The organism is Variovorax sp. Varisp41 (genome assembly GCF_047325085.1).
Classification (GTDB): domain Bacteria; phylum Pseudomonadota; class Gammaproteobacteria; order Burkholderiales; family Burkholderiaceae_C; genus Variovorax.
This window is the reverse complement of record NZ_CP168540.1, coordinates 1183201-1208138: the sequence shown is the minus strand read 5'-3', so window position 1 is coordinate 1208138 and position 24938 is coordinate 1183201. Positions and strand designations below refer to the sequence as shown.

The window sequence follows — 24938 nt, the reverse complement described above, 5'->3', positions numbered from 1 at the left end:
GGCGACCGCTGCGTCCCGTCGCCCCCCTCACTCCGATGTCTCGCGAAGCCTTCCGCGCCACCGTCGCGCCCGTCTCCGTCAAGGCGCTGTGCGCTTTCGGCGCGAAGGCCGGCGACCTCGACCTGCGCTTCGTGCCCGCGCCCAGCGCGCAGGAGGGCATGGCGGGCCACGCGCTGGTGCAGGGGCGGCGCGGCGAGAACTACCAGAGCGAGGTCGCGCTGCAGTCCGAATGCGGCGCCCTGCTGGTGCGCGGCCGCGCCGACGGCTACGAGCTGCAGTCGGGCAGCGCCCGCGTCGAGGAGATCAAGACCTTCCGCGGCGACTTCGACGCCATCCGCGGCAACCACCGCGCGCTGCACTGGGCGCAGGCGCGCTGCTACGGCTGGATGCTCTGCGAGGCGAACGGCCATGCGGCGATCGTCGTGGCGCTGGTCTACCTCGACCTCGCGAGCGGCGAGGAAACCGTGCTCGAGGAATTGCACACGCGCGAGGAACTGCAGGCCCACTTCGAGGACCTCTGCGGCCGCTACATCGCCTGGGCCGAGCGCGAGGGCCGGCATCACGCGGCGCTCGCGGAGCTGCTGGGCGCGCTGGCCTTTCCGCATGGCGCCTTCCGCACCGGCCAGCGCGAACTGGCCGAGGCGGTCTACCGCGCCGGCTCGAAAGGCCACTGCCTGATGGCGCAGGCACCCACCGGCATCGGCAAGACGCTGGCCACGCTGTTCCCGTTGCTCAAGGCGCGCGCGGCGGGCCGCGTCGACAAGGTGTTCTTCCTCACGGCCAAGACCTCGGGCCGCGCGATCGCGCTCGAGGCGCTGCGGCTGCTCGAGCGCCAGGCCGCCACGGATGGCAAGGCACCGGCCGATCCGCTGCGCGTGCTCGAACTTACCGCGCGCGAAAAGGTCTGCGAGCACCCAGGCCGGGCCTGCCATGGCGACGCCTGCCCGCTGGCCAAGGGCTTCTACGACCGGCTGCCGGCGGCGCGCGCCGAGGCCGCGCGCGCCGCCTGGCTCGACCGCCTGGCGCTGCGCCGCATCGCGCTCGCGCACGAGGTCTGCCCTTATTTTCTCGGGCAGGAAATGGCGCACTGGAGCGACGTGGTGGTCGGCGACTACAACTACTACTTCGATGGCAGCGCCTTCTTGTGGGCCACCATGAAGGAGCGCGAATGGCGCGCCGCGCTGCTGGTGGACGAGGCCCACAACCTGCTCGAGCGCGCGCGCGGCATGTACACCGCGCCGCTCGACGACGGCGCGCTCGAGGAGGCCCACCGCGCCGCGCCCGCCGCCGTGCGCGGCCCGCTCGCGCGGCTGCATCGCGAATGGGGCGCGCTGCAGGAGGCGCAGCAGGCCAACGCGGTCGACTACGAGACCGCCGACGAGATCCCCGAGCGCTTCGCGCGCAGCCTGCAGGCCGCCAACACCGCGATGGCCGAGCACTTCGCGGCCACGCCCGACGCGGCGCAGGGCCCGCTGCAGCGCTTCTTCTTCGACGCGCTGCATTTCGCGCGGCTGGCCGAGAGCTTCGGCGACCACTCGGTGTTCGAGCGCACCCTGGGGCCGAACGGCTCGCGCGGGCTGGCCATCCGCAACCTCGTGCCCGCGCCCTTTCTCGAAGGCCGCTTCGCCGATGCCGCTTCGGCCGTCTGCTTCTCGGGCACGCTCTCGCCGTTCCCGTTCTACCGCGACGCGCTGGGCCTGCCCGAGGACGTGGCCGTGCTCGACGTCGCCTCGCCGTTCAGCGGCCGCCAGCTCCATGTCGAGGTGGCGATGGATGTGTCCACGCGCTGGCGCGACCGCGCGCGCTCGCTGCGCAGCGTGGCCGGCATCATCGGCAGCCAGTACGCGCGCCGGCCCGGCAACTACCTGGCCTTCTTCAGCAGCTTCGACTACCTCGAGCAGGCCCGCGCGGCCTTTGTCGCGCGGCATCCCGAGGTGCCCGTGTGGAGCCAGACCCGCGGCATGCCCGAGGCCGACCGCCAGGCCTTCGTCGAGCGCTTCGCCGTCGGCGGCCGCGGCATCGGCTTCGCGGTGCTCGGCGGCGCCTTCGGCGAGGGCATCGACCTGCCGGGCACGCGCCTCGTGGGCGCCTTCGTCGCGAGCCTCGGGCTGCCGCAGTACAACGCGCTCAACGAGATCACGCGCGAGCGCATGGACGCGCGCTTCGGCAAGGGCTACGAGTACACCTACCTCTATCCGGGCCTGCAGAAGGTGGTGCAGGCCGCGGGCCGGGTGATCCGCACCGAGCAGGACGAGGGCGTGCTGCACCTGCTCGACGACCGCTTCTCGCGCGCCGAGATCCGCGAGCTGCTGCCGCGCTGGTGGGAGGTGCGACTGAACGGACAGGGCGGGCAGCAAGGAGGCGGCGATGCGCGCCGCTAGACGCGTCGAGCACGAGGCGCAGCCCGACCTGTTCGGCGCCGCGCCGGTCGCGGCCATCGACGGGCTGCGCTACGAGGCGGGCTTCCTGAGCGCCGCCGAGGAGGCCGAGCTGCTGGCCATCGTCGGCGGCTTCACGCTGCGCGAGATGCGCTACAAGGCCTACACCGCGCGCCGCCGCGGCATCGGCTTCGGCGGCCGCTACGACTTCGATGCCAACCGGCTGCTGCCGGGCGCGCCGCTGCCCGAATCGCTGCACCCGCTGAGGCGCCGCGCCGCGGCCTGGGCCGGCATCGACGAGGCCGAGCTCACCCATGCGCTGATTTCCGAGTACCAGCCCGGCACGCCGCTGGGCTGGCACCGCGACGTGCCCGACTTCGAGCACATCGTCGGCATCTCGCTGCGTGGCGACGCCGTGATGCAGCTGCGACCCTACCGGCGCGACGGCCACTACGCGGCCAACGATCCCACGGTGCAACTGCTGGTCGGGCCGCGCTCGATCTACCTGCTGCGCGGCGCCGCGCGCTGGGAATGGCAGCACGCGATCGCGCCGACGCCGGCGCTGCGCTATTCGATCACCTTGCGCACGCGCTCGCGGCGCAGGGTGGGCGCGCCCGGCCCGGCGTGGCGCCACGACGACCGCTGAGCCACGCCGGAGGCCGGGGCAGGGCGCGCGCTACGATCCGCCCCCCATGGAGTCCACTTCCACCCGCCCCCTCTGGCAACGCTTCCTGGTCTTCCTCGGCCCGCTGGTCCTGACCAACGTGCTGCAGGCGCTCGGCGGCACGGCCATCACCATCTACCTGGGCCGGCTGCTCGGCACGCGTTCGCTGGCGGCCGCGGTCAGCTTCTTTCCGCTGTTCATGTGCTGCATGGCCTTCGCGATCGGGCTGGGCACGGGGGCCTCGGTGCTCGTGGGCCAGGCCTGGGGCGCGCGCGACACCGACAAGGTGCGGCGCGTCGCGGGCGCGGTGCTGCTGGGCACCTTGCTGCTGTCGTGCGTCATCGCGGGCATCGGCGCGGCCGGGATCGGCCCGGTGCTGCGGGCGCTGGGCACGCCGGGCGACGTGCTCGCCGATGCCGTGGGCTATGCGCGCGTGCTGTTCGCCGCGATGCCCGTGCTGTTTTTGCACCTGATGCTGGCGGCGCTGCTGCGCGGCCTGGGCGACACGGTGACACCGCTCAAGGCGCTCGCGGTGGCGTCCTCGGTCTGGGTGCTGCTCACGCCGGCCTTCATCCTCGGCTGGCTCGGGCTGCCGCGGCTCGGCACCCAGAGCGCGGCCTGGGCCAGCATGACGGGCAACGCGCTGGCCGTGCTGTGGCTGGCCTGGCACCTGCGCCGCAGCGACAGCCTGCTCGCGCCCGCGAAGCTGCGCGCGCACCTGCGCTGGAACGCGCCCGTGCTCGCGACCGTGGCGCGGCTCGGCGTGCCCACCGGGCTCTTCTTCATCACGAGTTCGCTGGCCGACGCGATGCTGCTGTCGCTGGTGAACCGCCATGGCCCCGGCGCGACGGCCGCCTGGGGCACGGTGGGCCAGGTGATGGCCTATGTGCAGTTCCCGGCGATGTCGATCGCCATCGCGGCTTCGGTGTTCGCCGCGCAGGCCATCGGCGCCGGGCGCCTGGACGAGATCGACCACGTGAAGCGCGTGGGCCTGTGGATGAACCTCGCGCTCACGGCCGGGCTCGCCGTGCTGGTCGCGCTGGCGGCGCCGCTTGCGGTGAGCCTGTTCAGCAACGATCCCGCCGTGGTCGAGCTCGCGGCCTCGGTGCTGCGCATCACGGTCTGGGGCAGCGTGGCCTTCGGCATGGCCAGCGTCTTCACGGGCGTGATGCGCGCGGCCGGCACGGTGCGCGTGCCCACGGCGATCTCGCTGGGCTGCCTGGCCGTGCTGCTGTTTCCGCTGGCCTGGGTGCTGCAGCAGGCGCTCGGCTTGCGCGGCGTCTGGGTCGCCTATCCGCTGACCTATCTGGTGGCGCTGGGGCTGCAGGCGCTGTACTTCCACGGTGTGTGGAAGCGCAGGCCGATCCAGCGGCTGATCTAGGGAACGCGAAGGGCCCGACAGCAAGTTCGGTCAGGACGCGCCGCGCCCGCGTGGCCGATGATCGCGGCATGGACCGACCCACCCCCGACGCGATCGCCGAGCTCATCCCCTGGATCGAGGCGCGGCTCGACGACGCGCTCACGCTCGATCGCATCGCGCAGCAAGCGGGACTGTCGCCGTATCACTTCTCGCGGCTCTTCACCGCGCGCATGGGCCGCAGCGTGATGGCCTATGTGCGTGGCCGCCGGCTGGTGCGTGGCGCGCGCCGGCTCTGCGACGAGCCTGAGCTCCAGCTCGTCGAGCTCGCGCTCGATTGCGGTTTCGAGTCGCAGGAAGCATTCACCCGCGCGTTCAAGCGCATCTTCGGCGTCTCGCCCGGGCGCTTTCGCGCCGGCTTCGCCCTCACACCCATCGAAGGCCAATATCCCATGAACCTGCCCGCCAGCACCTCCACCGCCGTGACCCGCTTGCCAGACCTCGTCCGGCTCGAGGCCTTCAGCATCGCCGGCCCGGCCCGGCGTTTCGACCAGGAGAGCCGTTCCGAGATTCCGCAGCTGTGGTCCGCGCTGATCGGCGCCTTGCCGTTCGAGGGCCAGGTGCCGAGCTGGGCCACCTACGGCGCGGTCTGGGGCGTCGACCGGGAGGAGGGCAGCTTCGACTACATGGCGGGCGTGGGCATCGTGCCCGGCAGTGCGCTGCCCGCGGGTTTCAGCGAGAAGCGCATACCGGCCGCGACCTATGCGGTGTTCCGCATCACGCTCGACGGATCGGCGCTGCACCCGCAGGTGAAGAACGCGATGGCGACCATCTGGGGCCAACTGATCCCGGCCTCGGGACTCAAGCTGGCCGACAGCCCGGACTTCGAGCTCTACGACGGCAAGTTCGAACCCACGCGGCCCGGCGCGGTGATCGACTTCCACGTGCCGGTCGAGGGCTGATAGCCTCCGGCTCCCGACCTTCGCCACCGAGCACCGCATGTCCGACCTGTCCTTCAGTCCCGCCGCCGAACGCAACAAGCAACCGATCCTCGAGCGGCTGCTCGGCATCCTCGGCCGGGAGGGCGCCGCGCTCGAGATCGCCTCGGGCACCGGCCAGCATGCCGAGTGGTTCGCGACCGCCTTGCCCGGCTGGCGCTGGCAGACCAGCGATGCCGATGCGCGCGCGCTTCCCGCGCTCGCACGCCGCGTCGAACAGTCCGGCCTGCCCGGCCTCGGGAAGCCCGTGCTGCTCGATGTGCTCGACGCCTCCTGGCCTTCGCAGGGCACGGCCTTCGCACAGGATTTCGATGCGATCTACTGCGCGAACATGCTGCACATCTCGCCGTGGCCCACCTGTGCCGCGCTGATGCAGGGGGCGGCGCGGCATCTGCGCCCGGGTGGCGTGCTGCTCACCTACGGGCCGTATTTCGAGGAGGGCGTGGCGCCGGCGCCGAGCAACCTTGCCTTCGACCAGAGCCTGCGCGAGCGCGATCCGACCTGGGGCATCCGCTCGTTGACGCAGGTCGAAGCGCAGGCGCGCGAAGCGGGGCTGCGCCTGCACGCGCGGCACGCGATGCCCGCGAACAACCTGCTGCTGGTGTTCGGGCGCTGACAAAAGCCAGCGGGATCGCATTCGCGCCGCTCAGGCGCCGAGGCCGGAGCCCGCCGCTTCGCCATCGATCTGCGCCACCAGCCCCCGCAGCCAGGCGCGATGCGCCGCGAAGCTCGTCAGGCCCTCCTCGGCGGCTTCGCGCGACGCGAGGTGGCGCTCGAGGAAGCGGAAGCCCACGCATTCGGCCGCCGCTCGCAATGTCTCGATGGCCAGGTCGCATTCGTAGAGGAAGTCGAAGCGGCTGGCCCAGAAGCCTTGCTCGCTCCGGGCCAGCACCTCGAAGGTGCCGGGGTGCTCGATGCTGAACTCGATGAACGCCAGGCCATCGTGCTGGTGCCAGACGGCCGCGACCCTGCTGTCGCGCTCCCACAGCGGCACCAGCGGCGGACCCTCGGGCACCGCGGCGCCGCGATCGACGTAGAAGGGCGGCCCGAGGCAGCAGCCCCTGAAGGCCTCGTGCAGGCATTCGCCCGCCGCGAGCCGCTGCATCGGCTCGGACACGCCGAGTTCGCGCAAAGCCGCCATCCGCCGATCCCGTGCCACCACCGTCATCCGTTCTCTCCTGCTGCGCGTCCGAGCATAGCGAGCGCGAGAGCGCGGTCAGAATGCAGCTTCCATCCACCCGCCCCACGAAGCCGATGACCACCCGCGCCGCCTTCCTCAAGCTGCTGACCCGCAAGCTCCATCCCGTGCTCATGGCCGAAGGCTTCGAGGGTTCGGGCCAGACCTTGCGGCGCATCGAGGGCCCGGTGATCCACGTTTTCAACGTGCAGGGCGCGAGCGGCGGCAAGCAGTGCTACCTCAACCTCGGCGCGCACCTCGACTTCCTGCCGACCGAGGGCGGCGGCCAGGTCGCGCCGGCGGAGATCGAGGAGTCGCACTGCGTGTTCCGCGATCGCCTCGACCCGCCGGCCGGCGAGGCCCATGGCTGGGCCTATGGTCGCTCGATGGAGGAGGCCGAGGAAACGGTCGAATTCATCGTGAGCGAATGGGCCGGACCCGGGCGCGCGTTCTTCGCGAGGCACGGCGACTATCCGCAAGGCTTCGCGCGGATGCTGCGCGAGACCGACCCCGCGCAGATCCATGCGCGCACGGCGCTGCACCTCGCGCGCATCGCGCTGCACCTGGGCGAGCATTCGAGCCCGGACGCTGGTCGACACGGGCCTGGCGAAGGCGCCCGAGCGCGCCACCAGCCTGAAGGCGGATCTCGAGCGAGTGCTCGGAAACTGAGCTCAGCGCGTCGCGCCGCGGCGCGACTGGATCTGGTTGCTGCCGCCCACATGGCCTTCGCGGTCGTTGCGGCTTTCGGTGGTGCGGCGCGGCTCGTTGCGCGAGGTCGGGGCCTGGTGGCCGGCCTTGTTGTGCTGCGGTCCGTGGTTGCCGTCGCGCAGCAGGTCGCGGCTGTCGACATCGTTCGACGGGGTGGTGTGGGTGTTGGGCATGGCTTTCTCCAATGGCTGTGCGCTCCGTTCTCCGCGTGCACCGTTGGCGCGCCTGTCGGACCAGGCCTCGGCCCGGCGTCGGTGGCGCGGGCCGCCGCTCCTACAGGCCCGGAGCCTTCCTGCCGACGGGAAGGGGCGCGCCCGCCATCTAAGTTCTGGGCCCATCCACCGGAACACGCCCGCACGAAGATCCATGACGGAAGACCTCAGCAGCGACACCCTCGAGCGGCTCCGGCTGCCCGCCGATCCCGCCGCTGCGCTGAGCCGTCTGGTCGAAGCCGGCGCCGACCGCGTGCCCTGGCCGGCCCAGGGCCGCACGCTGATGCGCTGGCGCGCGCTCGCCGAGGTCGCGGCGCACGATCTCTCGCTGGCCAAGCTCTACGAAGGCCATACCGATGCGCTCGCGATCCTCGCGGAGCTGCACGGTCCCGCGCTGCCGTCCGGCTCGCGCTGGGGCACCTGGTGCGCCGAGCCGCCCGATGCACGCGTCGCCATGCGGCCCGAGGAGGGCTGCCCGGGCGCCGTGCGCCTCGACGGACGCAAGGCCTGGTGCTCGGGCGCGGCCGGCCTCACGCATGCCATCGTCAGCGTGCACGACGAGGCGGATCGAGCCTGCCTCGCGGCCGTGTCGCTGCGGCAGCCGGGCGTGCGCGTGTCGGACGAAGGCTGGGAGGCCGTCGGCATGGCGGCGAGCGCGAGCGTGGACGTGCATTTCGAGCACGCGCTCGCGGTGCCGGTCGGCAGGCCCGGCGACTACACGAGCCGCCCGGGCTTCTGGCAGGGCGGTGCCGGCATCGCGGCCTGCTGGTGGGGTGGCGCGCTCGGCATCGCGCGCCAGGTGCTCGCATTCGCGGCGCGGGGCGGCAAGCCCGATGCGCACCGGCTCGCGCACCTCGGCGCCATCGATGCCGCGCTGGCCGGTGCCGCCGCGGTGCTGCGCGAGGCCGCGCACTGGATCGACACCCATCCGGCCGACGACGCGCGACGCGTGGCGCTGAACGCGCGGTTGGTGGCCGAGCAGGCGGCCGAGACGGTGCTGCGCCACGCGGGCCGCGCGCTCGGCGCCGCGCCGCTGTGCCGCGACGCGCGTTTCGCGCGCGCGATGGCCGACCTGCCGGTGTACCTGCGCCAAAGCCATGCCGAGCGCGACCTCGCCGCGCTGGGACAGATCGCAGTCGACGAAAGGAGCGCCACATGGGTGCTGTGATGGACGAAGTGCCCGACGATGCCGCCCAGCGCGCGATCCGCGGCGACGGCACCACCGAGGACGAATGGAACGACTGGCCCGGGCTGGCCCGGCTGCCCGCCATCGACAGCGGGCAACTGGTGCCCGAGGGCGCCCGCGCGGTGGTGGTGGCGCCGCACCCCGACGACGAGGTGCTCGCGGTCGGCGGCCTGCTGGCGCAGCTCGCGGACCAGGGCCGCGAGGTGGCGGTGATCGCCGTGACCGACGGTACCGCGAGCCACCATGGCTCGGCTGTCTGGCCGCCCGAGCGGCTGGCCCGCACCCGCCCGCGCGAGAGCCTGCGCGCGCTCGAGCGGCTGGGCCTGGCGATCGAGCCGGCGCGGCTCGGGCTGCCCGATGGCGGGTTGCGCGCGCTGCGAGCCACGCTGGCGGCGCAACTGGTGTCGCTGCTGCGCCCGCGCGACATGGTCTTCACGACCTGGCGCCGCGACGGCCATCCCGACCACGAGGCGACCGGCCAGGCCTGCGCGCTGGCGGCCGCGAGCGCGGGCGCGCGGCTGGTCGAGGTGCCGGTCTGGGGCTGGCATTGGGCACGGCCCGCGGATGCGCGCATGCCCTGGCGGCACGCCCGGCGGCTGCTGCTCGACCCGGAGGCGCTGCGGCGCAAGCGCGAGGCGGTGCGTGCCTTCACCAGCCAGCTGCGGCGCGACCCCTCGACCGGCGCGCCGCCGGTGCTGCGCGCCACCACGCTGGCGCGCGCGCAGCGGCCCTACGAGGTGGTGTTCCTGTGAGCTCCGCGGCGCAGCACGGCTACTTCGAGTCGCTCTATGCGGCCAGCGAGGATCCCTATGCGGTGCGCACGCGCTGGTACGAGGCGCGCAAGCGCGCGCTGCTGCTCGCGGCCTTGCCGCGGGCGCGCTACCGCCATGCGTTCGAGCCCGGCTGCGGCGTCGGCGAGCTCACGATCGCCTTGGCCGCGCGTTGCGACCGTCTGCTCGCGAGCGATTTCTCGGCCCGGGCGGTGGCGATCGCGCGGCAGCGCACGGACGGGCTGCCTCACGTGGACGTGCGGCGGCAGGCCTTGCCCGACGACTGGCCGCTCGAGCCCGGCCCGGGTGCGTTCGACCTGATCGTGCTCAGCGAGATCGGCTACTTCTTCGACCGCCAGGCGATGCAGCGTGTCGCCGCCTGCTGCGAGCGCACGCTGGCCGCCGACGGCACGCTGGTGGCCTGCGACTGGCGCCCCGGTTTCGCGCAGCGCAGCCTGCCGGCCGCCGAGGTGCAGGGCATCCTGGCCGCGCTGGGCCTGGCACGGCTGGCGCTGCACGAGGAGGACGATTTCCTGCTGCAGGTCTGGACGCGCGATGCGCGCTCGGTCGCCCAGTGCGAGGGCATCCGGTGATCGGCCTCGTGATCCCGGCCCACGACGAGGGCGAGCGCATCGGCGCCGCGTTGCGCGCGGCGCGCCGGGCCGCGGCGCATCCGGCGCTGGCGGGCGAGGAGGTCCGCCTCGTGGTGGTGCTCGACAGCTGCGTCGACGGCACCGCGGACGTGGTGGCGCGCCATGGCGCGCGGCAGCTCGCGCTGGATGCGCGCAACGTGGGCATCGCGCGCGCGGCCGGCGCGGCCCATTGCCTCGAGGCCGGCGCGCGCTGGCTGGCCTTCACCGATGCCGACACCCGCGTCGCACCCGGCTGGCTCGCGATGCAGCTGGCCGAGGCGCGGGCGGGTGCCGACGCGGTCTGCGGCACGGTGGGCGTGCACGACTGGAAGGTGCACGGAGGCGGCGCCGCGCGGCTGCGCGAACGCTTCGCGCGCGACTACATGGCGCGCGACGGGCATCGCCACGTGCATGGCGCGAACCTCGGCGTTTCGGCCGCGGCCTACCTGCGCGTGGGCGGCTTCGCGCCACTGGCCTGCGGCGAGGACGTGGCGCTGGTCGCGGCGCTCGAGGCCGCGGGCGCGCGCATCGCATGGAGCGCGCGCCCGCGCGTCACGACCAGCGCGCGCACCGATGCACGCGCGCGCGGTGGCTTCGGCGACACGCTGCTGGCGATGGCGGCCGCGCTGGCCGTGCCGGTGGCGGCCATCGAAGCGGGTTGAGCAGGCTGGAGCGCCGCGAGGCCGCGCCACCGACGACGGACAGCGCTGACGCCGGGCGCTAGGCTTTTCTTACCCTGGGTGCGATCGCCGCGCGCAGCATGGTTTGCATCTTTCATGCACACAGGAGCGATGACCATGCCAAGAGGCGACAAGTCGTCCTACACGGACAAGCAGAAACGCAAGGCCGAGCACATCGAGGAAGGCTACGAGAAGCGCGGCGTGGGCCGGGGCGAGGCCGAGCGCCGTGCCTGGGCCACGGTGAACGCCGAGACCGGCGGCGGCAAGAAGAGCGGCTCGGGCCGCGGCCGGCCGGAGAACCACGCGCCTTCGCGCAAGGGCGGCCACAAGGGCGGTGCCGCGGCGGCGGCCCGGCCCGCGGCCGCGCGGTCGGCCTCGGCGCGCAAGGCCGCGGCCACGCGCCAGCGCAACGAGCAGCGCGGCTGAGTCCGGCCGCCGTCACGGAGATCATGGAGACGACCATGCACATCATCCTCGGAGCCACCGGCCATGTGGGCTCGGCCCTGGCCGAAGCGCTGCTGGCCAAGGGCCAGCCCGTTACCGTCGTCACGCGCCATGCCTCGAAGACCGAGGCGCTGCGCAAGAAGGGCGCCAAGGTCGCGGTGGTCGACGTGTTCGACGTCCCGGCCTTCCAGCGCGTGCTGGCCGGCGGCAAGCGCCTGTTCCTGCTGAACCCGCCCGCGGCGCCCTCGACCGACACCGCGGCCGAGGAACGGCGCAGCCTGCGCAGCATCCTGCGCGCGGTGCAGGGCGCCAACCTCGAGAAGATCGTGGCCGAGTCGGCCTACGGCGCGCAGCCGGGCGAGCGCATCGGCGACCTCGGCGTGCTCCACGAGATGGAGCAGGCGCTCGCGGCCCAGCCCATTCCCACCGCCGTGATCCGCGCGGCCTACTACATGAGCAACTGGGACCTGTCGTTGCGCACGGCGCAGGAGCAGGGCGTGGTCCACACCATGTATCCGGTCGATTTCGCGCTGCCGATGGTGGCGCCGCGCGACCTGGGGCAGTTCGCGGCGCGGCTGATGGAAGGGCCGGCGAAGGATTCGGGCCCGCACCACGTGGAAGGGCCCGAGCCCTATACCAGCGCGGACGTGGCCGAGGCCTTCGCGCTGGCCCTCGACAAGCCGGTGCGCGCGGTCCAGACCCCGCGCAGCCAGTGGGAGCATGCGTTCAGGGCGATGGGCTTCTCGGACGCGGGCGCGGCCTCGTACGCGGCGATGACGCGCATCACGCTCGAGCGGAAGTACGAGGTCGAGAATCCCGAGCGCGGGCGCGTCCCGCTGCGCGAATACATCGGCGCGCTGGTGCGCAGCCGCTCCGGCTGCGTGGCAGCGCACCGCGCGTCTCAACCGCGCGCCAGCGAGTCCGCCACGCGCTGGCGCCGCACGCCGCCCTGGCGTTCGAGCATCCAGCCCGGGTACTCGGCCGGCAGCGCGCTGACCTTGTCGAGCCGCGCGAGTTCGTCGGCATTCAGCTTGATGGCGGTGGCGGCGAGGTTGTCGTCGAGCTGGTCGACGCGCTTGGCCCCGATGATCACGCTGGTCACCACCGGCTGGTGCAGCAGCCAGGACAGCGCGATCTGCGCCACCGAGACCTTGCGCGCCTCGGCCAGTTCGCGCATGACGTCGATGCAGTCGAAGGCGCGTTCCTTGTCGACCGGCGGGAAGTCGAAGGCGATGCGGCGGCTGCCTTGCTCGGCGTCGCCATCGCGGCTGTACTTGCCGCTGAGGAAGCCGCCGGCCAGCGGGCTCCAGACCATCAGGCCGACCTCCTCGCCGCGCATCATCGGCACCAGTTCGCGCTCGAGGTCGCGGCCCGCGATCGTGTAGTAGGCCTGCAGCGATTCGAAGCGCGCGAGGCCCTTGCGTTCGGCGATGCCGAGCGCCTTGACGATCTGCCAGGCGGCCCAGTTCGACACGCCCACGTAGCGCACGTGGCCCTGGCGCACCAGGGTGTCGAGCGCTTCCACGGTTTCCTCGATGCGCGTGGCGGGGTCGAAGCCGTGGATCTGGTAGAGGTCGATGTGGTCGAGCTGCAGCCGTTGCAGGCTGGCCTTCACGCCGTCCATGATGTGGTAGCGCGAGGCGCCGGCCGAGTTCACCCCCTTGCTGCCGGTTTCGCCGAGCACCTTGGTCGCCACCACCACCTTGTCGCGCGGCACCTTGAGGTTCTTGAGCGCCTGGCCGGTGATGACTTCCGACTGGCCTTCGGAATAGACGTCGGCGGTGTCGATGAAATTGATGCCGGCGTCGAGCGCGCGGCCGACGAGCGCCTCGGCCTCGGATTGCTGGAGATCGCCGATCTGGCCCCAGATGCCCGAAGACCCGCCGAAGGTCATGGTGCCGAGGCAGAGTTCGGAGACGAAGAGGCCGGTGCGGCCGAATTTGCGGTATTGCATCGAAAGAATTCCTTTGCGTTAAAGGCCCGGTGGGCCCCGGAAAAGTATCCGGCCGCGCGCCGCCCCGGGGCCAGCGCGTTCCTGCAAAGGTCTTGCCTAATTCTCCAGACCGGTGCTCGCGGGCGTGCGGGCGCGCCAGGGGAGGTTTAAGCTGCGAGCCGCTTGTTTCTCCACCGTGACAAGGACTCGCCACATGTCCGACGAAACCCCCGACATCCTTTCCGCCATCGGCACGCCGCTGCCGCTCGAACCCGAACTCGACGAAGCCCGCAAGGAGCTGGTGCGCCTGATCAACCTGGTGACCGGCGGCCGCGACGGCTCGATCGACACCGCGGTGCCCGGGCTGTTCGTCTACTGCGTCAGCAAGCCCGACGGCCCCAAGCACGCGATGCAGACGCCGGCGCTGGGCCTGATCGCGCAGGGCTCCAAGCGGATCATGGTCGGCGACGACATCTACGTCTACGACCCGATGCACTACCTGGTCACCTCGGTCGACCTGCCGGTGTGCGGCCAGGTGCGCGTGACCAGCGAGCAGGAGCCCTACCTGGGCCTGCGGCTGGAGCTCGCGGTCGACGAGATCGGCGAGCTGATCCGCAGCGAGCAGCTGCCGGCCAAGGCCAATGCGCCCGCCTCGCGCGGCATGTACGTCAACCGCATCGCGATGCCGGTGCTCGAGCCGGTGCTGCGCCTGTTGCGCCTGCTCGAAACGCCCGAGGACGTGCCGATCATGGCGCCGCTGATCAAGCGCGAGATCATGTACCGGCTGCTGGTGAACGGCGAGGGCGCGCGGCTGCGGCAGATCGCGCTGCAGGACAGCCACACCCAGCGCGTGGCCAAGGCGATCAGCGCGCTGCGCGTGAACTTCGCGCAGTCGCTGAAGGTGGAGGACATGGCGCGCGCGGTGCACATGAGCGTGTCCTCGTTCCATCACCACTTCAAGGCCGTGACCGCGATGAGCCCGCTGCAGTACCAGAAGCAATTGCGCCTGCAGGAGGCGCGGCGGCTGATGCTGCTGACCGGCGCCGACGTGGCGACGGCCGCGCACAACGTGGGCTACGAGAGCCCCTCGCAGTTCGCGCGCGAGTACGGCCGCATGTTCGGCGCGCCGCCGCTGCGCGACAAGCGCCGCTGGCTCGGCGAGGCGGGCAACGACGCGCTGGGCGCGGCCTCGCGCGAGGCGGCCTGAGCATCCTGCGTGCGCGGCGCGCATGGATGCCGTCCTGCACGCAGTGTCGTCCGCGTCCGGCCTCGTGGCGCCGAGCGCTCGCGACACTGCGTGGCTTCAACGCAGGAGAAACGTCCGATGTCCGAAGAGCTTCAGATCCGCATCCCCCGAGACGATGACCGGATCGACGTGACCGACCTCAAGGAAGTCGACTACTGGACCGAATGGTTCGGCGTGTCGGAAGAACGGCTTCGCACCGCCGTCGCCTCGGCCGGTACCTACAAGGACGACCTGCGCATCTACCTCGGCCTGCCTTGAGGCCCGGCTAGCGAACGGCCACGCTCTCCATGGCCGAATCCCGCATCGCCATCTACGGCGCCATCGGCGCCAACATCGCCATCGCGATCACCAAGTTCGCCGTGGCCGGCATCACCGGCAGCTCGGCGATGCTGTCCGAGGGCATCCATTCGTCGGTCGACACCTTCAATGGCGTGCTGCTGCTGGTCGGCCTGCGCCTGAGCAAGCGCCCGCCGAGCGTGGAGCATCCGTTCGGCCACGGCAAGGAGCTCTATTTCTGGAGCCTGATCGTCGCGGTGCTGATCTTCGGGCTCGGCGGCGGCGTGTCCTTCTATGAAGGCATCGAGCACATCCGGCATCCCGAGCCGCTGGGCGATCCGACCTGGAACTACGTGGTGCTCGCGGCCGCGGCGGTGTTCGAGGGCACGAGCTTCCTGATCGCGCTGCGGCAGTTCCGCGCCCAGGCCGGCGGCACGCCGTTCTGGCAGGCGCTCGACCGCAGCAAGGACCCGACCACCTACACCGTGCTGGCCGAGGACTCGGCCGCGCTGGCCGGCCTCGCGGTGGCGGCGCTGGGCATCTACCTGGGCCACCGCTTCGACATGCCGGTGTTCGACGGCGCGGCCTCGATGGTGATCGGCCTGCTGCTCGCGGGCGTGGCGCTGCTGCTGATCGCCCAGTCGCGCGGCCTGCTGATCGGTGAGGGCGTGCGGCCCGAGACGGCGCGCGCGATCCGCGAGCTGGCGATGGCGCAGCCCAGCGTGGAGGAGGTGGGCCGGGTGCTGTCGATGTACATCGGGCCCGACCAGGTGCTCGCGATCGTCGACGTGAATTTCAAGGACGACACCGACACCGGCGAAGCCGCCGAGGCCATCGCCGCCATCGAACGGCAGGTGCGGGCGCGCTTTCCGATGATCAAGCGGCTGTTCATCGAGGCCAGCGAAGCGCCCGCGGACCTGGCGCCGCGCTCCTGACCGGCGCTGCGCGCGGCACGACGCACGCTGGTGCGACAGCGTGGTGACAAGCCACTACAGATTTCCGTATCGCCGCGCAACCCCTCGTCATGACGGAAACAATTACTTGCATTTGCTTGTAATCAATGGTTTCATTCTGTTCAGAAATCAGGGAGCAATCTGAGCAGAGAGAAAGGAGCCTCACGTGAGTCATCACGCCTTGACGCTTCGCAACCTGGCACGCCCGGCAATGCTTGCCCTGTGCCTCCTGCCGCCGGCGACCCAGGCCGCCGACGGAACCATCCACTTCACCGGCGCGATCGTCGGAGCACCCTACGAGACGCGTGTCGCCGCGAGGCCCACCGCGTTCGTTCACCGCGTGACGGGCGACGCCACGGAGATCCATTTCCTGCGCCAGCGGATCGATGCGCCCAGCGCCAGCGTGCGCGTCGATGCCCTCGGCGCGCAGCCGCTGGCCATCGCGTTCGTCGATGCGCAAGGTCGGACCACGCCGCTGGCGCAACGGCGCGAGTGGTCGATCGGGCAGGAAGGCGGGGTGTTGTCGGTGGCGGCGCCCGAATCTCGGCGCGCCGAGGCCGTACTTGTGACCGTGCGCTACGACTGAACCCTGAGGTCGAGGCGTCTCGGTGCGCAACGGGAAAGGCACGCGCCGGATCAACCGGCGGCCGGGCCGTGGCCGATCAATGGCGAACGACAGCTTCGCGGCTCAGCCGATCGGCGACTGCCGCATTCACGGCGCGCTCGGACGCCAAACGCCGTTCTCCGCAGAGACTGCATTGGTAGTGACGCAACCAGGGAAGCCATCGCATCCAGGTGCGGCGGGGAACACGCCGAAGATGGGCGAGCCCGCAGGAACAGTTCGAGAAAAGTATGGCCATCGGCGTGAAATCCAAAATTGGTTTGCATCCGAGCTCTTCCCCTGCCGAGGCTCTTGGGCCTGTATACAGCATCGAAACAATGCCTAATTATTCTCACGAAAGAATTCATTTGTATTACAGATTGTGAGAATTCGACGCTTGTAGTTTTCCTACATATTCCTTCAGAGACATGTCATCCCGTCAGGTTGCCTCGCTATGCCGGGTCGACATCAGGTCGAAATCCAGCATGTCCCTGCACATCGCACGGAATCTGGCTATCGTGCTTTCCCGAATCGCAAGCAACACCAACACGGAGAAATGCATGCTTTGGGAAAAGAAGGTCGAACAGTGGAGCGCGGCCGTCCGCGCTCGTGCCAATCTGCCCGCGCGGCTGACCTTGTGGGACGGCAAGTCGTACGACTTCGGCGACTTCAGCGGCCCCGCCGTCACCCTGCACGTGAAATCGCCCTCGGCGCTGTCGCTGATGCTCGAGCCCACGCTGGCCAACCTCGGCGAGGCCTACGTACAGAGCAAGATCGACATCGAGGGCAAGCTCTCGGACATCATCGACATCGCCTACGGGCTCGCGAAGAGTTCGCTCGACAACGGCACCGGTGCCGGTGCCGGTGCCAGCGCGCTCAAGAACATGGCGCGCTACTTCACGCACACCAAGGCGTCGGATCGCAAGTCGATCCAGTACCACTACGACGTCTCGAACGCCTTCTACCAGCTCTGGCTCGACCCGAACATGGTCTATTCGTGCGCCTACTTCGAGAACGGCGAGGAGGACCTCGAGACCGCGCAGCTCAAGAAGATCGACCACATCCTCACCAAGATCCAGCTGCAGCCGGGCCAGACCCTGCTCGACATCGGCTGCGGCTGGGGTGCGCTCGTGATCCGCGCGGCGCAGAAGTTCGGCGCGCGCTGCGTGGGCGTGACCTTGTCGCAGAACCAGTTCGACCTGGCGACCGAGCGCGTGAAGGCCGCGGGGCTGGCCGACCGCATCGAGATCCGGCTGCAGGACTACCGCGATGTGAGCGGGCAGTTCGACCGCATCACCAGCGTCGGCATGTTCGAGCACGTGGGCCGCAAGAACCTGCCCGAGTATTTCCGGCGCGTGCGCGCGCTGCTGGCCGATGACGGCGTGGTGATGAACCACGGCATCACTTCGTCGGACCCCGAAGGCGGCGGCGTCTCCTACGGCGGTGGCGATTTCATCGACCGCTACGTGTTCCCGAACGGCGAACTGCCGCACATCGGCCTGACCCTGCAATCGATGCAGCAGGGCGGCCTCGAGGCCTTCGACGTGGAGAACCTGCGGCGCCACTACGCGCGCACGCTGCGCCTGTGGAGCGATGCCTACGAGGCACACACCGAGCAGGTGCGCGCGATGGTCGACGAGGAGAAGTTCCGCATCTGGCGCGTGTACCTCGCGGGCTGCGCCTATGCCTTCGAGAACGACGACGTGGCGATCTACCAGATCGTGGGCCGCAAGGCCGGCCGCGCCGCGAAGACGCTGCCCTGGTCGCGGCGCTACATGTACGCCGGCGCGGTCGCGGCCTGAACGCGATGCCTCGCTAGCGCGCGAAGACCAGCAGCGTCTGCGTCGCGAAACCGAAGCGCCCGCGCTCGTCGTGCAGCTGGCTGAAGGCGCAGCCGCTGCCGTCGGGCGCGATGGTGGTCACGGCGTCGAGGCCGACCCATTCGCCCACGGGTTGCCGTGCAAGCTGCAGCGAGAGGTCGGCGTTGGCGAAGTTGAAGCGCTCCGCCGGCAACACCCAGCTCAGGCCATTGCCGAAGTCGGCCGCGGCGGCCGCGCGCATCGCGGGCGAATTGGCCGCGCCCGCGACCAGCGGCACGCGCAGCCGGAACCAGGCGGCCGCCGGTCCCGGTGCCGCGGCATCGCCGGCGGCCACGCGGCTTTCCGTCGCCGTGTAATAGAACGAGCGCACGTCGGGCAGGCCCGGGATGCGCAGCGGTGCCGTGCAGTCCGACGGTGCCGGCATCGACAGGGCAGGGGCCAGCGGCCTTTGCAACGTCTCCTCGGGCGGCGCCACGGGCTGTGTGCGCACCAGCAATGCATGCGCCTTGGCCACTGGCTTGCCTTGGGCCATCAGCGTTATCTCGACGCGCGCGGTGGTGCGGCCCGCTTCGACGTCGACGCTCGACGACAGGCTGTCGACCGGCACCGGCCGGATCAGCTCGACCGTGAGCCGCGCGAGCTGCCAGCCTTCGCCCTCCACCGCCGACTCGGCGATGTGCGCGAGCAGGCCGCAGGGCGCGCCACCATGCTGCGCGCGCGGATCCCAGGGCCCGCGCGAGAGTTCGCTGGCGCGCCAGCTGTTCGCGTCCTCGCGCACGAAGACGGCATCGGAGGCGGCGAGCTCATGCATGGGCGGCGATCTCGATGCGGCGCAGGGGCGCGGGGGCAGGCACTTCGTCCTCGGTCTCGAACTGCTCGGCCCAATGGCGGAAGCGCATGATGGGCCCGTCGCCCTCGGCCAGGCTGGGACGCTTCCAGCGCATCTTGTGCTCCCAGATCGGCACGTCCTGGCTCACCTGGTGGATCGCCTCGTCGATCAGCGCGAGGCTCATGTCGGGCGAGGCGATGCCCTGCAGCCGTGCCATCAGGCTGAAGCTCACGGCGACGCGGCCGGTCTCGATCGGTACCACCGAATCGACGAACAGGATTTCGGCCAGGTCGGCGATGCGAAAGCGCACCGTCGCGAAGTAGGGGCCGTACAGCGAGGTCTGCAGGAAGCCCGGCAGCCGGCCGCGCGGCGTGTTGAAGTCGTGCAGGATGTTCACGTGCAGCGCCGGCCCCGCGGGCTCGAAGCGGTCGAGCCGCGCCAGCGTGGCCACGCCGTGCAGGTGGTGGAAGTGCGTGGTGTCGACGATGTTCTCCTGCACCTCCTGCCAGATCGTCGCGACCTCCCAGCGCTGGCGCCGGTAGCGCGACCACTGCGCATCGCCATGCTCGGGCATCGCCGGCACCTCGAAGGTGGGCGCGATCCCGCGCGGATGCCACCACACCATCACCAGCCCGTTGCGCTCGACCAGCGGCCAGGACTTCAGGTGCCGCATCTCGAGGCGCGGATTCGGGCTGTAGGGAATGTCGGTGCAGGCGCCGTCGCCCGCGAACTGCCAGCCGTGGAACGGACAGCGCAGCGAGGTGCCGCAGACGCGGCCGCCGTGGCCCAGGTGGGTGCCGAGGTGCGGACAGTGCGCATCCATCGCATGGGCCTGGCCCTGCATGTCGCGCCACAGCACGAACTCGCGGCCCATGGCCGTGAGGGGCTGCACGTGGCCCTTGCGAAGGTCCTCGCTGTAGGCAGCCTGGAACCAGCCGTGACCGAAAGAGGAGTCGTCGAACCTGCGCATGGAGAAGCTTCCTTGGTGGTTGAACTGGACGCCGCGGCCGCCGGCGGCGCGATCGTTGCGATGCGGCCGAGGCGTCGAAGTATAGGGAGCCGGAGTGCAATTGCAATAAGAAATGAACTGTGATTCAATTCTTCGCGTGACCTACCGACGCACATCCAAAGTCGAGGAGCGCATGACGCTCACGCGCGAGCGCATCGTGCTGGCCGCGCTCGAACTCGTGGCCACCCATGGCTACGGCGGCACCACCATGCCGATGGTCGCGGCCACGGCCGAGGTCTCGACCGGTTTGCTCTACCAGTACTTCCCGTCGAAGACCGACCTGTTCGACGAGGTGTTCCGCCAGGCCTCGCAGCGCGAGATCGACGCCTGCGCCGCCGCGGCCGCCTCCGAAAGCGGTGCCGGCGAGCGATTGGCCGCGATCATCCGCACCTTCGCGCACCGCGCGCTCAAGCGGCCCAAGCTCGCGTGGGCCCTGCTGGCCGAACCGGTGGCGCCGCAGATCGACGAGGACCGGCTGCGCTTTCGCGAACCCTATCGCGCGATCTTCGTGACGGTGATCGAGGACGGCATCGACAGCCGCGAGTTCCGCGCGCAGAACGCGCACACCAGCGCCGCGGCGATCGTCGGCGCGCTGGCCGAAGCCATGATCGGCCCGCTCGCGCTCGGCGTGCTGTCCAAGCGCGCGGCGCAGCGCGTAGTGGAAGACATCGTCGCGTTGTGCCTGGCCGCGGTGCTCGACCACACCGCGCGCACAAAGAAGGCACCCGTCCCGCCTTCGGCCAAGGAGACACCATGACCGACTTCATCCAGCCCCATCCCGAGCCGTCGAACCGCTTCGCGAGCGACCGCACTCTGCACCACACGCTCGAACGCCTGCTGCCCGCCGAGGTCTTCGCCGACGCGACCCCGCTGCTCCAGCGCATGGGCGAGCGCGCGATGCAGGAGATTCCCGCATTGGCCGCGACGGCGGAGCACAACGTGCCGCGCCACGAGCCCTTCGATGCCTGGGGTCGGCGCGTCGATCGCATCGAGGTCGATCCGGCCTGGCATCGCCTGGTCGACATCGGCCTCGAGGAGGGCCTGGTCGCGCTGCCCTACGAGAACCCCTACGGCGAGTTCACGCGCGTGGTGCAGGCCGGCCTCGTGAACCTGTACGACGGCGCGGGCGCGGTGGCCTCGTGTCCGCTGGTGATGACCGATGGCGCCGCGCGCCTGCTCACGCTGCACGACGAAGCGCTGGCCGCGCGCTACCGGCCGATGCTCACGGCGCGGCAGGGCGGCTGGACCTCGGGCCAGTGGATGACCGAGAAGGAGGGCGGCTCCGATGTCGGCCAGACCTCGACCGTCGCACGCCCGCGTGGCAACGGCACCTGGTCGCTGCACGGCACCAAGTGGTTCACCTCGGCCACCACCTCGCAGATGGCGCTCGCGCTCGCGCGGCCCGAGGACGCGGTACCGGGCAGCCGCGGGCTGTCGCTGTTCCTGGTCGAGCTGCGCCGCCCCGACGGCAGCTGGAACCACATCGCCGTGCGGCGCCTCAAGGACAAGCTCGGCACGCGCGCCCTGCCGACCGCGGAGCTCGAGCTCGAAGGCACCGTCGCGGTGCCGGTCGGCGGCATCGATCGCGGTGTCGCGAAGATCGGCGACCTGCTCAACGTCGCGCGGCTGTGGGCCTCGTGGGGCGGCCCGGCGGGCGTGGGCCATCTGCTGATGCTGGCGCGCGACTACGCGAGCCGGCGCCGCGTGTTCGGCCAGATGCTCGCCGAGAAGCCGCTGCATGCGCAGTGGATCGCGCGCATCACGGCCGAGTACGAGGCGATGCTGGCGCTCAACTTCGAGACCGCGCTCGCGCTCAATCGCCACGAGCGCGGCACCGGCGCGTCCGGCCTGGCACGGCTGCTGGCGCCGCTGACCAAGCTGGCCTGCGCGCGCCAGAGCATCTGGGCGGCGAGCGAGCTGGTCGAGAGCTTCGGTGGCGCGGGCTATGTGGAGGACACGGGCATCCCGCGCGTGCTGCGCAACCTGCACGTGCATTGCATCTGGGAGGGCACGACCTCGGTGCTCGCGCACGACGTGCTGCGTGCGCTGCGCGCGCCCGAGGCGGGCGAGGCCTTTCTCGCCGACATCGACCAACGGCTCTCGGCGCTCGCGGGCCAGGGCACGCGCGCGCCCGATGCGATCGTGCATGCGCGACGCACGCTCGCGGAGCTGATGCCGCGCGCGCAGGAGAGCGATGGCCGGCGCCTGGCCTGGGGCATGGCGCGCACCTATCAATCGGTGCTGCTGCTCGAGGCGGCCGCATGGCGCCAGGCGCGCAAGGCCGACGGCTCGGGATGGACCGCATTGCGGCTGTTCCTGCAGGACGCGCTGGTGCCGCCGGTGCTGCCCGCCTCGGACGAGGAACTCGCGGCGCTGGCCTTCGGGCGCGACACGGCCGTGGCGTCGTAACGCAGCGGATCGGCGGCCTGCGCGTCGACGCGATTGCCGCTATCCTCGAACGCGAAGTACCGGCGCCGACATGGCGCCTTTCTCTTTCTCTTCGCGTTCTTCCATCGCCCATGACCTACCTCGCCGCCTCCACGCGCTACGAATCCATGCCCTACCGCAAGGTGGGCCGCAGCGGCCTCGTGCTGCCCGCCATCTCGCTGGGCCTGTGGCACAACTTCGGCGACACCACGCCGATCGCCACCCAGCGCCAGCTGCTGCGCACCGCCTTCGACCTCGGCATCAACCACTTCGACCTGGCCAACAATTACGGCCCGCCCTATGGCAGCGCCGAGACCAATTTCGGCCGCCTGCTGCGCGAGGACTTCAAGCCCTACCGCGACGAACTGATCATCTCGAGCAAGGCCGGCTGGGACATGTGGCCCGGCCCCTATGGGCAGGGTGGCGGCTCGCGCAAATACGTGCTGGCCAGCCTCGACCAGAGCCTGCAGCGCATGGGCCTCGACTACGTCGACATCTTCTATTCGCACCGCTTCGACCCGCACACGCCGCTGGAGGAGACCGCCTCGGCGCTGGCCCAGGCCGTGCAACAGGGCAAGGCGCTGTACATCGGCATCTCCTCGTACTCGGCCGGCAAGACGCGCGAGATGGCCGCGCTGCTGCGCGAATGGAAGGTGCCGCTGCTGATCCACCAGCCGGCCTACAACCTGTTCAACCGCTGGATCGAGAAGGACCTGCTCGGCGCCACCGAGGAACTGGGTGCCGGCGTGATCGCGTTCACGCCGCTGGCGCAGGGCCTGCTGACCGACAAGTACCTGCAGGGCGTGCCGGCCGATGCACGCATCAACCGCCCGGGCGGCGGCTCGCTGAAGCCCGAGCATCTGTCGGATGCCAACATCGAGCGTGCGCGCGCGCTGAACGCGATCGCGCAACGCCGCGGCCAGTCGCTGGCCCAGCTCGCGCTGAGCTGGACCCTGCGCGATCCGCGCGTGAGTTCGGCGCTGATCGGCGCGAGCCGGCCCGAGCAGATCGTCGACAACGTGGCCGCGCTCCGGGGCGCGCCGCTGAGCGCCGAAGAGCTGGCCGAGATCGATCGGCACGCGGTCGAGGGCGGCGTGAACCTCTGGGAAAAACCGTCGACCGACTTCGCCTGAGCGCAGGGCCGGGGATCACGGAGCGCATCAGGTAACTCGCAATCCGTCTTTGAGCTGCCGCACGGGCTGCGCAGAATGGAGGCGTTCCGTTTCGAGTTCCTCATGCCCCAGCGCACCTATCACTCCGTGGCCGCACAGGCCCAGCTCGTCATCTCGCGCACCGCCGAGGCCTGGACCGTCCCGCCCGCATCGGCCCATGCGATCGCGCGTCGCGCGGCCTACGGCCATGTGCCGCGCCGCGCATTGCGCCGGCTTCAGGCCATGGCGGCGCTGCGGCCCGCGGTGCTGATGCATTCGTGGTGAGCGACGGCGCCACGCCGTCAATGCACGAAGCCGCCTTTCACGAAGCGCACCGGCTGCGCATCCATGCGCGCGATCAGCGCGCCGAGGCCATCGGCCGCGGCCGCCGGGACGGTCGTTGTTCCTGAGGTGGTCTCCGCGCGGCACAGCAGGTCGTCGTCGCTCCAGGCACTCTTGCCGGGCTCGCCGCGCGCGCGCAGCCAGCCCTGGCGGTCGACCAGCAGTTGCGTGCCTTCGAGCTTCTCGGTGGCGGCGATCAGCGAGAAGGCCTCCCACGCCGCCGGAGAGTCGGCCACGCAGGCGATGCTTCGCTCGTGCGCATTCGACGCGAGGCCGGGACGCGGCTCGAGCAGCACCGTCACCAGCCGCGGATCCTCGAGCAACGCACTTGCGTTATCGCCGGCGGCCACGATCCGCAGGCGCTGGCCGCGCCAGCTGCTGAGCATGCGCACCGGCTTGCCGTCGCAACGCACCGCCATGTCGGGCGGGCTCACGGGCTGGGCCCAGACGCCCGCCACGCGCAGGCTTTCGCCGGCGGCCTGGGCCTTCATGAAGTCGATCAGGGCCCAGGCGTCGCTTTCGCTCAATCGGCCTTGAAAGCCCGGCATGGTCTGCGCGCCATGGCGATCCCGCGTGCCGTGCAGCACGCGCCACAGCAGGTCGCCATCGGCGCGGCGCCAGAGCAGCGGTCCGGCGAGATTCGGCGGCCACACGGGCTGCGACGCGGCCAACGGACCCTGGCCGCGCCCGTCGCTGCCGTGGCAGGCCACGCAGTTCTGTGCATAGAGCATGCGGCCGCGCGCAATCGATTCGGCGCTGAATCCCTCCGCATGTTGTTGAAAGCTCGTGGGGTGCGCGGGCACGAGGACCACGTGGGCATCGGGCCAGGGTGCCAGCACCACGGGCAGCACCGCGGCGCCCAGCAGCCAGATCCGGCGCCGTCGCCACAGCAGCGCCACGACCAGCACCACCAGCGACAGTCCCAGCAACACCACGCTGACGCCGAGCCGGCGCGCCTGGCCCAGGTCGATCAGCAGGTTCTCGCCCGACAGCCGCTCGGCCCAGGGCCAGGCGGGCTGTCCGTGCGCATGCGCGACCAGGCCCAGCGCATCGAGCAGCCGCAGCAGTTGCAACTGCAGGGTCTGCAGCGCCTCGATCAGCAGATTGAGCCAGGCCGCATCGGGCAGCGCGTTCATCGCGCCCGC

At 71.0% G+C, this 24938-nt stretch carries 25 protein-coding genes and 2 pseudogenes; 21 read left to right on the top strand and 6 right to left on the bottom strand.

Going from position 1 to position 24938, the window contains the following annotated elements; all coding sequences use genetic code 11:
- Window positions 1–35: 35 nt before the first annotated feature.
- The 5 genes from ACEN9J_RS05600 to ACEN9J_RS05580 all read left to right on the top strand — a co-directional run bounded on the left by ACEN9J_RS05600 (window position 36) and on the right by ACEN9J_RS05580 (window position 6013).
- Window positions 36–2381, top strand: coding sequence for a helicase C-terminal domain-containing protein (locus ACEN9J_RS05600; RefSeq protein WP_413763557.1), 2346 nt, complete (start codon window positions 36–38; stop codon window positions 2379–2381).
- Window positions 2368–3024: an alpha-ketoglutarate-dependent dioxygenase AlkB gene (locus tag ACEN9J_RS05595; RefSeq protein WP_413763556.1), complete on the top strand. Its 657-nt coding sequence runs from the start codon at window positions 2368–2370 to the stop codon at window positions 3022–3024. The genes ACEN9J_RS05600 and ACEN9J_RS05595 overlap by 14 nt, the downstream gene beginning before the upstream one ends.
- Window positions 3025–3070: 46 nt before the next feature.
- A complete protein-coding gene (locus ACEN9J_RS05590; protein WP_413763555.1) occupies window positions 3071–4423 on the top strand; it encodes an MATE family efflux transporter in 1353 nt (450 codons plus the stop codon).
- A gap of 68 nt (window positions 4424–4491) precedes the next feature.
- Window positions 4492–5361, top strand: a complete 870-nt coding sequence (locus ACEN9J_RS05585) for a helix-turn-helix domain-containing protein (RefSeq protein WP_413763554.1) — start codon at window positions 4492–4494, stop codon at window positions 5359–5361.
- A 37-nt stretch (window positions 5362–5398) separates the two neighbouring features.
- Complete coding sequence (locus ACEN9J_RS05580) at window positions 5399–6013, top strand: DUF938 domain-containing protein (protein WP_413763553.1); 615 nt, start codon at window positions 5399–5401, stop codon at window positions 6011–6013.
- 30 nt (window positions 6014–6043) lie between these two features.
- Here ACEN9J_RS05580 and ACEN9J_RS05575 read toward each other — a convergent pair whose 3' ends face one another.
- Window positions 6044–6538: a hypothetical protein gene (locus ACEN9J_RS05575; protein WP_413763552.1), complete on the bottom strand. Its 495-nt coding sequence runs from the start codon at window positions 6536–6538 to the stop codon at window positions 6044–6046.
- Window positions 6539–6618: 80 nt separating this feature from the next.
- On the opposite strand from ACEN9J_RS05575, the pseudogene ACEN9J_RS05570 reads away from it, so the two are divergent.
- A pseudogene (locus ACEN9J_RS05570) lies at window positions 6619–6936 on the top strand (DUF4304 domain-containing protein); the annotation flags it as partial.
- A gap of 309 nt (window positions 6937–7245) precedes the next feature.
- Here ACEN9J_RS05570 and ACEN9J_RS05565 read toward each other — a convergent pair.
- Window positions 7246–7455 carry a hypothetical protein gene (locus ACEN9J_RS05565; RefSeq protein ID WP_057590224.1) on the bottom strand — a complete coding sequence of 70 codons (210 nt, stop codon included), beginning with the start codon at window positions 7453–7455 and terminating at the stop codon, window positions 7246–7248.
- A gap of 193 nt (window positions 7456–7648) precedes the next feature.
- On the opposite strand from ACEN9J_RS05565, the gene ACEN9J_RS05560 reads away from it, so the two are divergent.
- The 6 genes and pseudogenes from ACEN9J_RS05560 to ACEN9J_RS05535 all read left to right on the top strand — a co-directional run.
- Window positions 7649–8662: an acyl-CoA dehydrogenase family protein gene (locus ACEN9J_RS05560; protein ID WP_261205753.1), complete on the top strand. Its 1014-nt coding sequence runs from the start codon at window positions 7649–7651 to the stop codon at window positions 8660–8662.
- Window positions 8650–9432 carry a PIG-L deacetylase family protein gene (locus tag ACEN9J_RS05555; RefSeq protein ID WP_057590226.1) on the top strand — a complete coding sequence of 261 codons (783 nt, stop codon included), beginning with the start codon at window positions 8650–8652 and terminating at the stop codon, window positions 9430–9432. Before ACEN9J_RS05560 ends, ACEN9J_RS05555 begins: the two co-directional genes overlap by 13 nt.
- Window positions 9429–10043, top strand: a complete 615-nt coding sequence (locus ACEN9J_RS05550; protein ID WP_413763551.1) for a class I SAM-dependent methyltransferase — start codon at window positions 9429–9431, stop codon at window positions 10041–10043. Before ACEN9J_RS05555 ends, ACEN9J_RS05550 begins: the two co-directional genes overlap by 4 nt.
- A complete protein-coding gene (locus ACEN9J_RS05545) occupies window positions 10040–10744 on the top strand; it encodes a glycosyltransferase (RefSeq protein ID WP_057590228.1) in 705 nt (234 codons plus the stop codon). The genes ACEN9J_RS05550 and ACEN9J_RS05545 overlap by 4 nt, the downstream gene beginning before the upstream one ends.
- Window positions 10745–10879: 135 nt before the next feature.
- Window positions 10880–11188, top strand: a complete 309-nt coding sequence (locus ACEN9J_RS05540; RefSeq protein WP_413763550.1) for a plasmid stabilization protein — start codon at window positions 10880–10882, stop codon at window positions 11186–11188.
- A 23-nt stretch (window positions 11189–11211) separates the two neighbouring features.
- A pseudogene (locus ACEN9J_RS05535) lies at window positions 11212–11883 on the top strand (NAD(P)H-binding protein); the annotation flags it as partial.
- Between the two features lie 224 nt (window positions 11884–12107).
- Here ACEN9J_RS05535 and ACEN9J_RS05530 read toward each other — a convergent pair.
- Window positions 12108–13160, bottom strand: a complete 1053-nt coding sequence (locus ACEN9J_RS05530; protein WP_413763549.1) for an aldo/keto reductase — start codon at window positions 13158–13160, stop codon at window positions 12108–12110.
- Between the two features lie 193 nt (window positions 13161–13353).
- Here ACEN9J_RS05530 and ACEN9J_RS05525 point away from each other — a divergent pair, with 193 nt between their 5' ends.
- From ACEN9J_RS05525 to ACEN9J_RS05505, 5 genes are all read left to right on the top strand, one after another.
- Window positions 13354–14346 (top strand): AraC family transcriptional regulator, encoded by a 993-nt coding sequence (locus tag ACEN9J_RS05525; RefSeq protein ID WP_057590231.1) that lies wholly within the window; start codon window positions 13354–13356, stop codon window positions 14344–14346.
- Between the two features lie 117 nt (window positions 14347–14463).
- The gene (locus ACEN9J_RS05520; RefSeq protein WP_057590232.1) at window positions 14464–14643 is read left to right on the top strand and encodes a DUF3606 domain-containing protein; all 180 of its coding nucleotides are present in this window, start codon (window positions 14464–14466) and stop codon (window positions 14641–14643) included.
- Window positions 14644–14672: 29 nt separating this feature from the next.
- Window positions 14673–15596 carry a cation diffusion facilitator family transporter gene (locus ACEN9J_RS05515; protein ID WP_057590233.1) on the top strand — a complete coding sequence of 308 codons (924 nt, stop codon included), beginning with the start codon at window positions 14673–14675 and terminating at the stop codon, window positions 15594–15596.
- Between the two features lie 184 nt (window positions 15597–15780).
- A complete protein-coding gene (locus ACEN9J_RS05510) occupies window positions 15781–16200 on the top strand; it encodes a hypothetical protein (RefSeq protein ID WP_413763548.1) in 420 nt (139 codons plus the stop codon).
- A gap of 575 nt (window positions 16201–16775) precedes the next feature.
- Complete coding sequence (locus ACEN9J_RS05505) at window positions 16776–18017, top strand: class I SAM-dependent methyltransferase (protein WP_413763547.1); 1242 nt, start codon at window positions 16776–16778, stop codon at window positions 18015–18017.
- Between the two features lie 13 nt (window positions 18018–18030).
- Here ACEN9J_RS05505 and ACEN9J_RS05500 read toward each other — a convergent pair whose 3' ends face one another.
- The gene (locus tag ACEN9J_RS05500) at window positions 18031–18846 is read right to left on the bottom strand and encodes a thioesterase family protein (protein WP_413763546.1); all 816 of its coding nucleotides are present in this window, start codon (window positions 18844–18846) and stop codon (window positions 18031–18033) included.
- Complete coding sequence (locus ACEN9J_RS05495) at window positions 18839–19834, bottom strand: Rieske 2Fe-2S domain-containing protein (RefSeq protein WP_413763545.1); 996 nt, start codon at window positions 19832–19834, stop codon at window positions 18839–18841. Before ACEN9J_RS05495 ends, ACEN9J_RS05500 begins: the two co-directional genes overlap by 8 nt.
- Before the next feature lie 136 nt (window positions 19835–19970).
- On the opposite strand from ACEN9J_RS05495, the gene ACEN9J_RS05490 reads away from it, so the two are divergent.
- From ACEN9J_RS05490 to ACEN9J_RS05475, 4 genes are all read left to right on the top strand, one after another.
- Window positions 19971–20630, top strand: coding sequence for a TetR/AcrR family transcriptional regulator (locus tag ACEN9J_RS05490; protein WP_413763544.1), 660 nt, complete (start codon window positions 19971–19973; stop codon window positions 20628–20630).
- Entirely contained in the window at window positions 20627–22282 is a 1656-nt protein-coding gene (locus tag ACEN9J_RS05485; RefSeq protein ID WP_413763543.1) for an acyl-CoA dehydrogenase family protein, read from the top strand. The genes ACEN9J_RS05490 and ACEN9J_RS05485 overlap by 4 nt, the downstream gene beginning before the upstream one ends.
- Before the next feature lie 110 nt (window positions 22283–22392).
- Entirely contained in the window at window positions 22393–23433 is a 1041-nt protein-coding gene (mgrA, locus tag ACEN9J_RS05480) for an L-glyceraldehyde 3-phosphate reductase (protein ID WP_057590240.1), read from the top strand.
- Between the two features lie 102 nt (window positions 23434–23535).
- Complete coding sequence (locus ACEN9J_RS05475) at window positions 23536–23736, top strand: hypothetical protein (RefSeq protein WP_057607172.1); 201 nt, start codon at window positions 23536–23538, stop codon at window positions 23734–23736.
- 17 nt (window positions 23737–23753) lie between these two features.
- Here ACEN9J_RS05475 and ACEN9J_RS05470 read toward each other — a convergent pair whose 3' ends face one another.
- Entirely contained in the window at window positions 23754–24929 is a 1176-nt protein-coding gene (locus ACEN9J_RS05470; RefSeq protein WP_413763542.1) for a c-type cytochrome, read from the bottom strand.
- Window positions 24930–24938 lie beyond the last annotated feature (9 nt).

Bases quoted from the DNA above. Each gene is read 5' to 3' on its own strand.
- ACEN9J_RS05600 (WP_413763557.1), top strand. From the start codon at position 36: ATGTCTCGCGAAGCCTTCCGCGCCACCGTCGCGCCCGTCTCCGTCAAG.
- ACEN9J_RS05505 (WP_413763547.1), top strand. From the start codon at position 16,776: ATGCTTTGGGAAAAGAAGGTCGAACAGTGGAGCGCGGCCGTCCGCGCT.
- ACEN9J_RS05585 (WP_413763554.1), top strand. From the start codon at position 4,492: ATGGACCGACCCACCCCCGACGCGATCGCCGAGCTCATCCCCTGGATC.
- ACEN9J_RS05500 (WP_413763546.1), bottom strand. From the start codon at position 18,846: ATGCATGAGCTCGCCGCCTCCGATGCCGTCTTCGTGCGCGAGGACGCG.
- ACEN9J_RS05580 (WP_413763553.1), top strand. From the start codon at position 5,399: ATGTCCGACCTGTCCTTCAGTCCCGCCGCCGAACGCAACAAGCAACCG.
- ACEN9J_RS05590 (WP_413763555.1), top strand. From the start codon at position 3,071: ATGGAGTCCACTTCCACCCGCCCCCTCTGGCAACGCTTCCTGGTCTTC.
- ACEN9J_RS05485 (WP_413763543.1), top strand. From the start codon at position 20,627: ATGACCGACTTCATCCAGCCCCATCCCGAGCCGTCGAACCGCTTCGCG.
- ACEN9J_RS05540 (WP_413763550.1), top strand. From the start codon at position 10,880: ATGCCAAGAGGCGACAAGTCGTCCTACACGGACAAGCAGAAACGCAAG.
- ACEN9J_RS05475 (WP_057607172.1), top strand. From the start codon at position 23,536: ATGCCCCAGCGCACCTATCACTCCGTGGCCGCACAGGCCCAGCTCGTC.
- ACEN9J_RS05555 (WP_057590226.1), top strand. From the start codon at position 8,650: ATGGGTGCTGTGATGGACGAAGTGCCCGACGATGCCGCCCAGCGCGCG.
- mgrA (WP_057590240.1), top strand. From the start codon at position 22,393: ATGACCTACCTCGCCGCCTCCACGCGCTACGAATCCATGCCCTACCGC.
- ACEN9J_RS05595 (WP_413763556.1), top strand. From the start codon at position 2,368: ATGCGCGCCGCTAGACGCGTCGAGCACGAGGCGCAGCCCGACCTGTTC.
- ACEN9J_RS05565 (WP_057590224.1), bottom strand. From the start codon at position 7,455: ATGCCCAACACCCACACCACCCCGTCGAACGATGTCGACAGCCGCGAC.
- ACEN9J_RS05470 (WP_413763542.1), bottom strand. From the start codon at position 24,929: ATGAACGCGCTGCCCGATGCGGCCTGGCTCAATCTGCTGATCGAGGCG.
- ACEN9J_RS05575 (WP_413763552.1), bottom strand. From the start codon at position 6,538: ATGGCGGCTTTGCGCGAACTCGGCGTGTCCGAGCCGATGCAGCGGCTC.
- ACEN9J_RS05530 (WP_413763549.1), bottom strand. From the start codon at position 13,160: ATGCAATACCGCAAATTCGGCCGCACCGGCCTCTTCGTCTCCGAACTC.
- ACEN9J_RS05525 (WP_057590231.1), top strand. From the start codon at position 13,354: ATGTCCGACGAAACCCCCGACATCCTTTCCGCCATCGGCACGCCGCTG.
- ACEN9J_RS05515 (WP_057590233.1), top strand. From the start codon at position 14,673: ATGGCCGAATCCCGCATCGCCATCTACGGCGCCATCGGCGCCAACATC.
- ACEN9J_RS05495 (WP_413763545.1), bottom strand. From the start codon at position 19,834: ATGCGCAGGTTCGACGACTCCTCTTTCGGTCACGGCTGGTTCCAGGCT.
- ACEN9J_RS05520 (WP_057590232.1), top strand. From the start codon at position 14,464: ATGTCCGAAGAGCTTCAGATCCGCATCCCCCGAGACGATGACCGGATC.
- ACEN9J_RS05560 (WP_261205753.1), top strand. From the start codon at position 7,649: ATGACGGAAGACCTCAGCAGCGACACCCTCGAGCGGCTCCGGCTGCCC.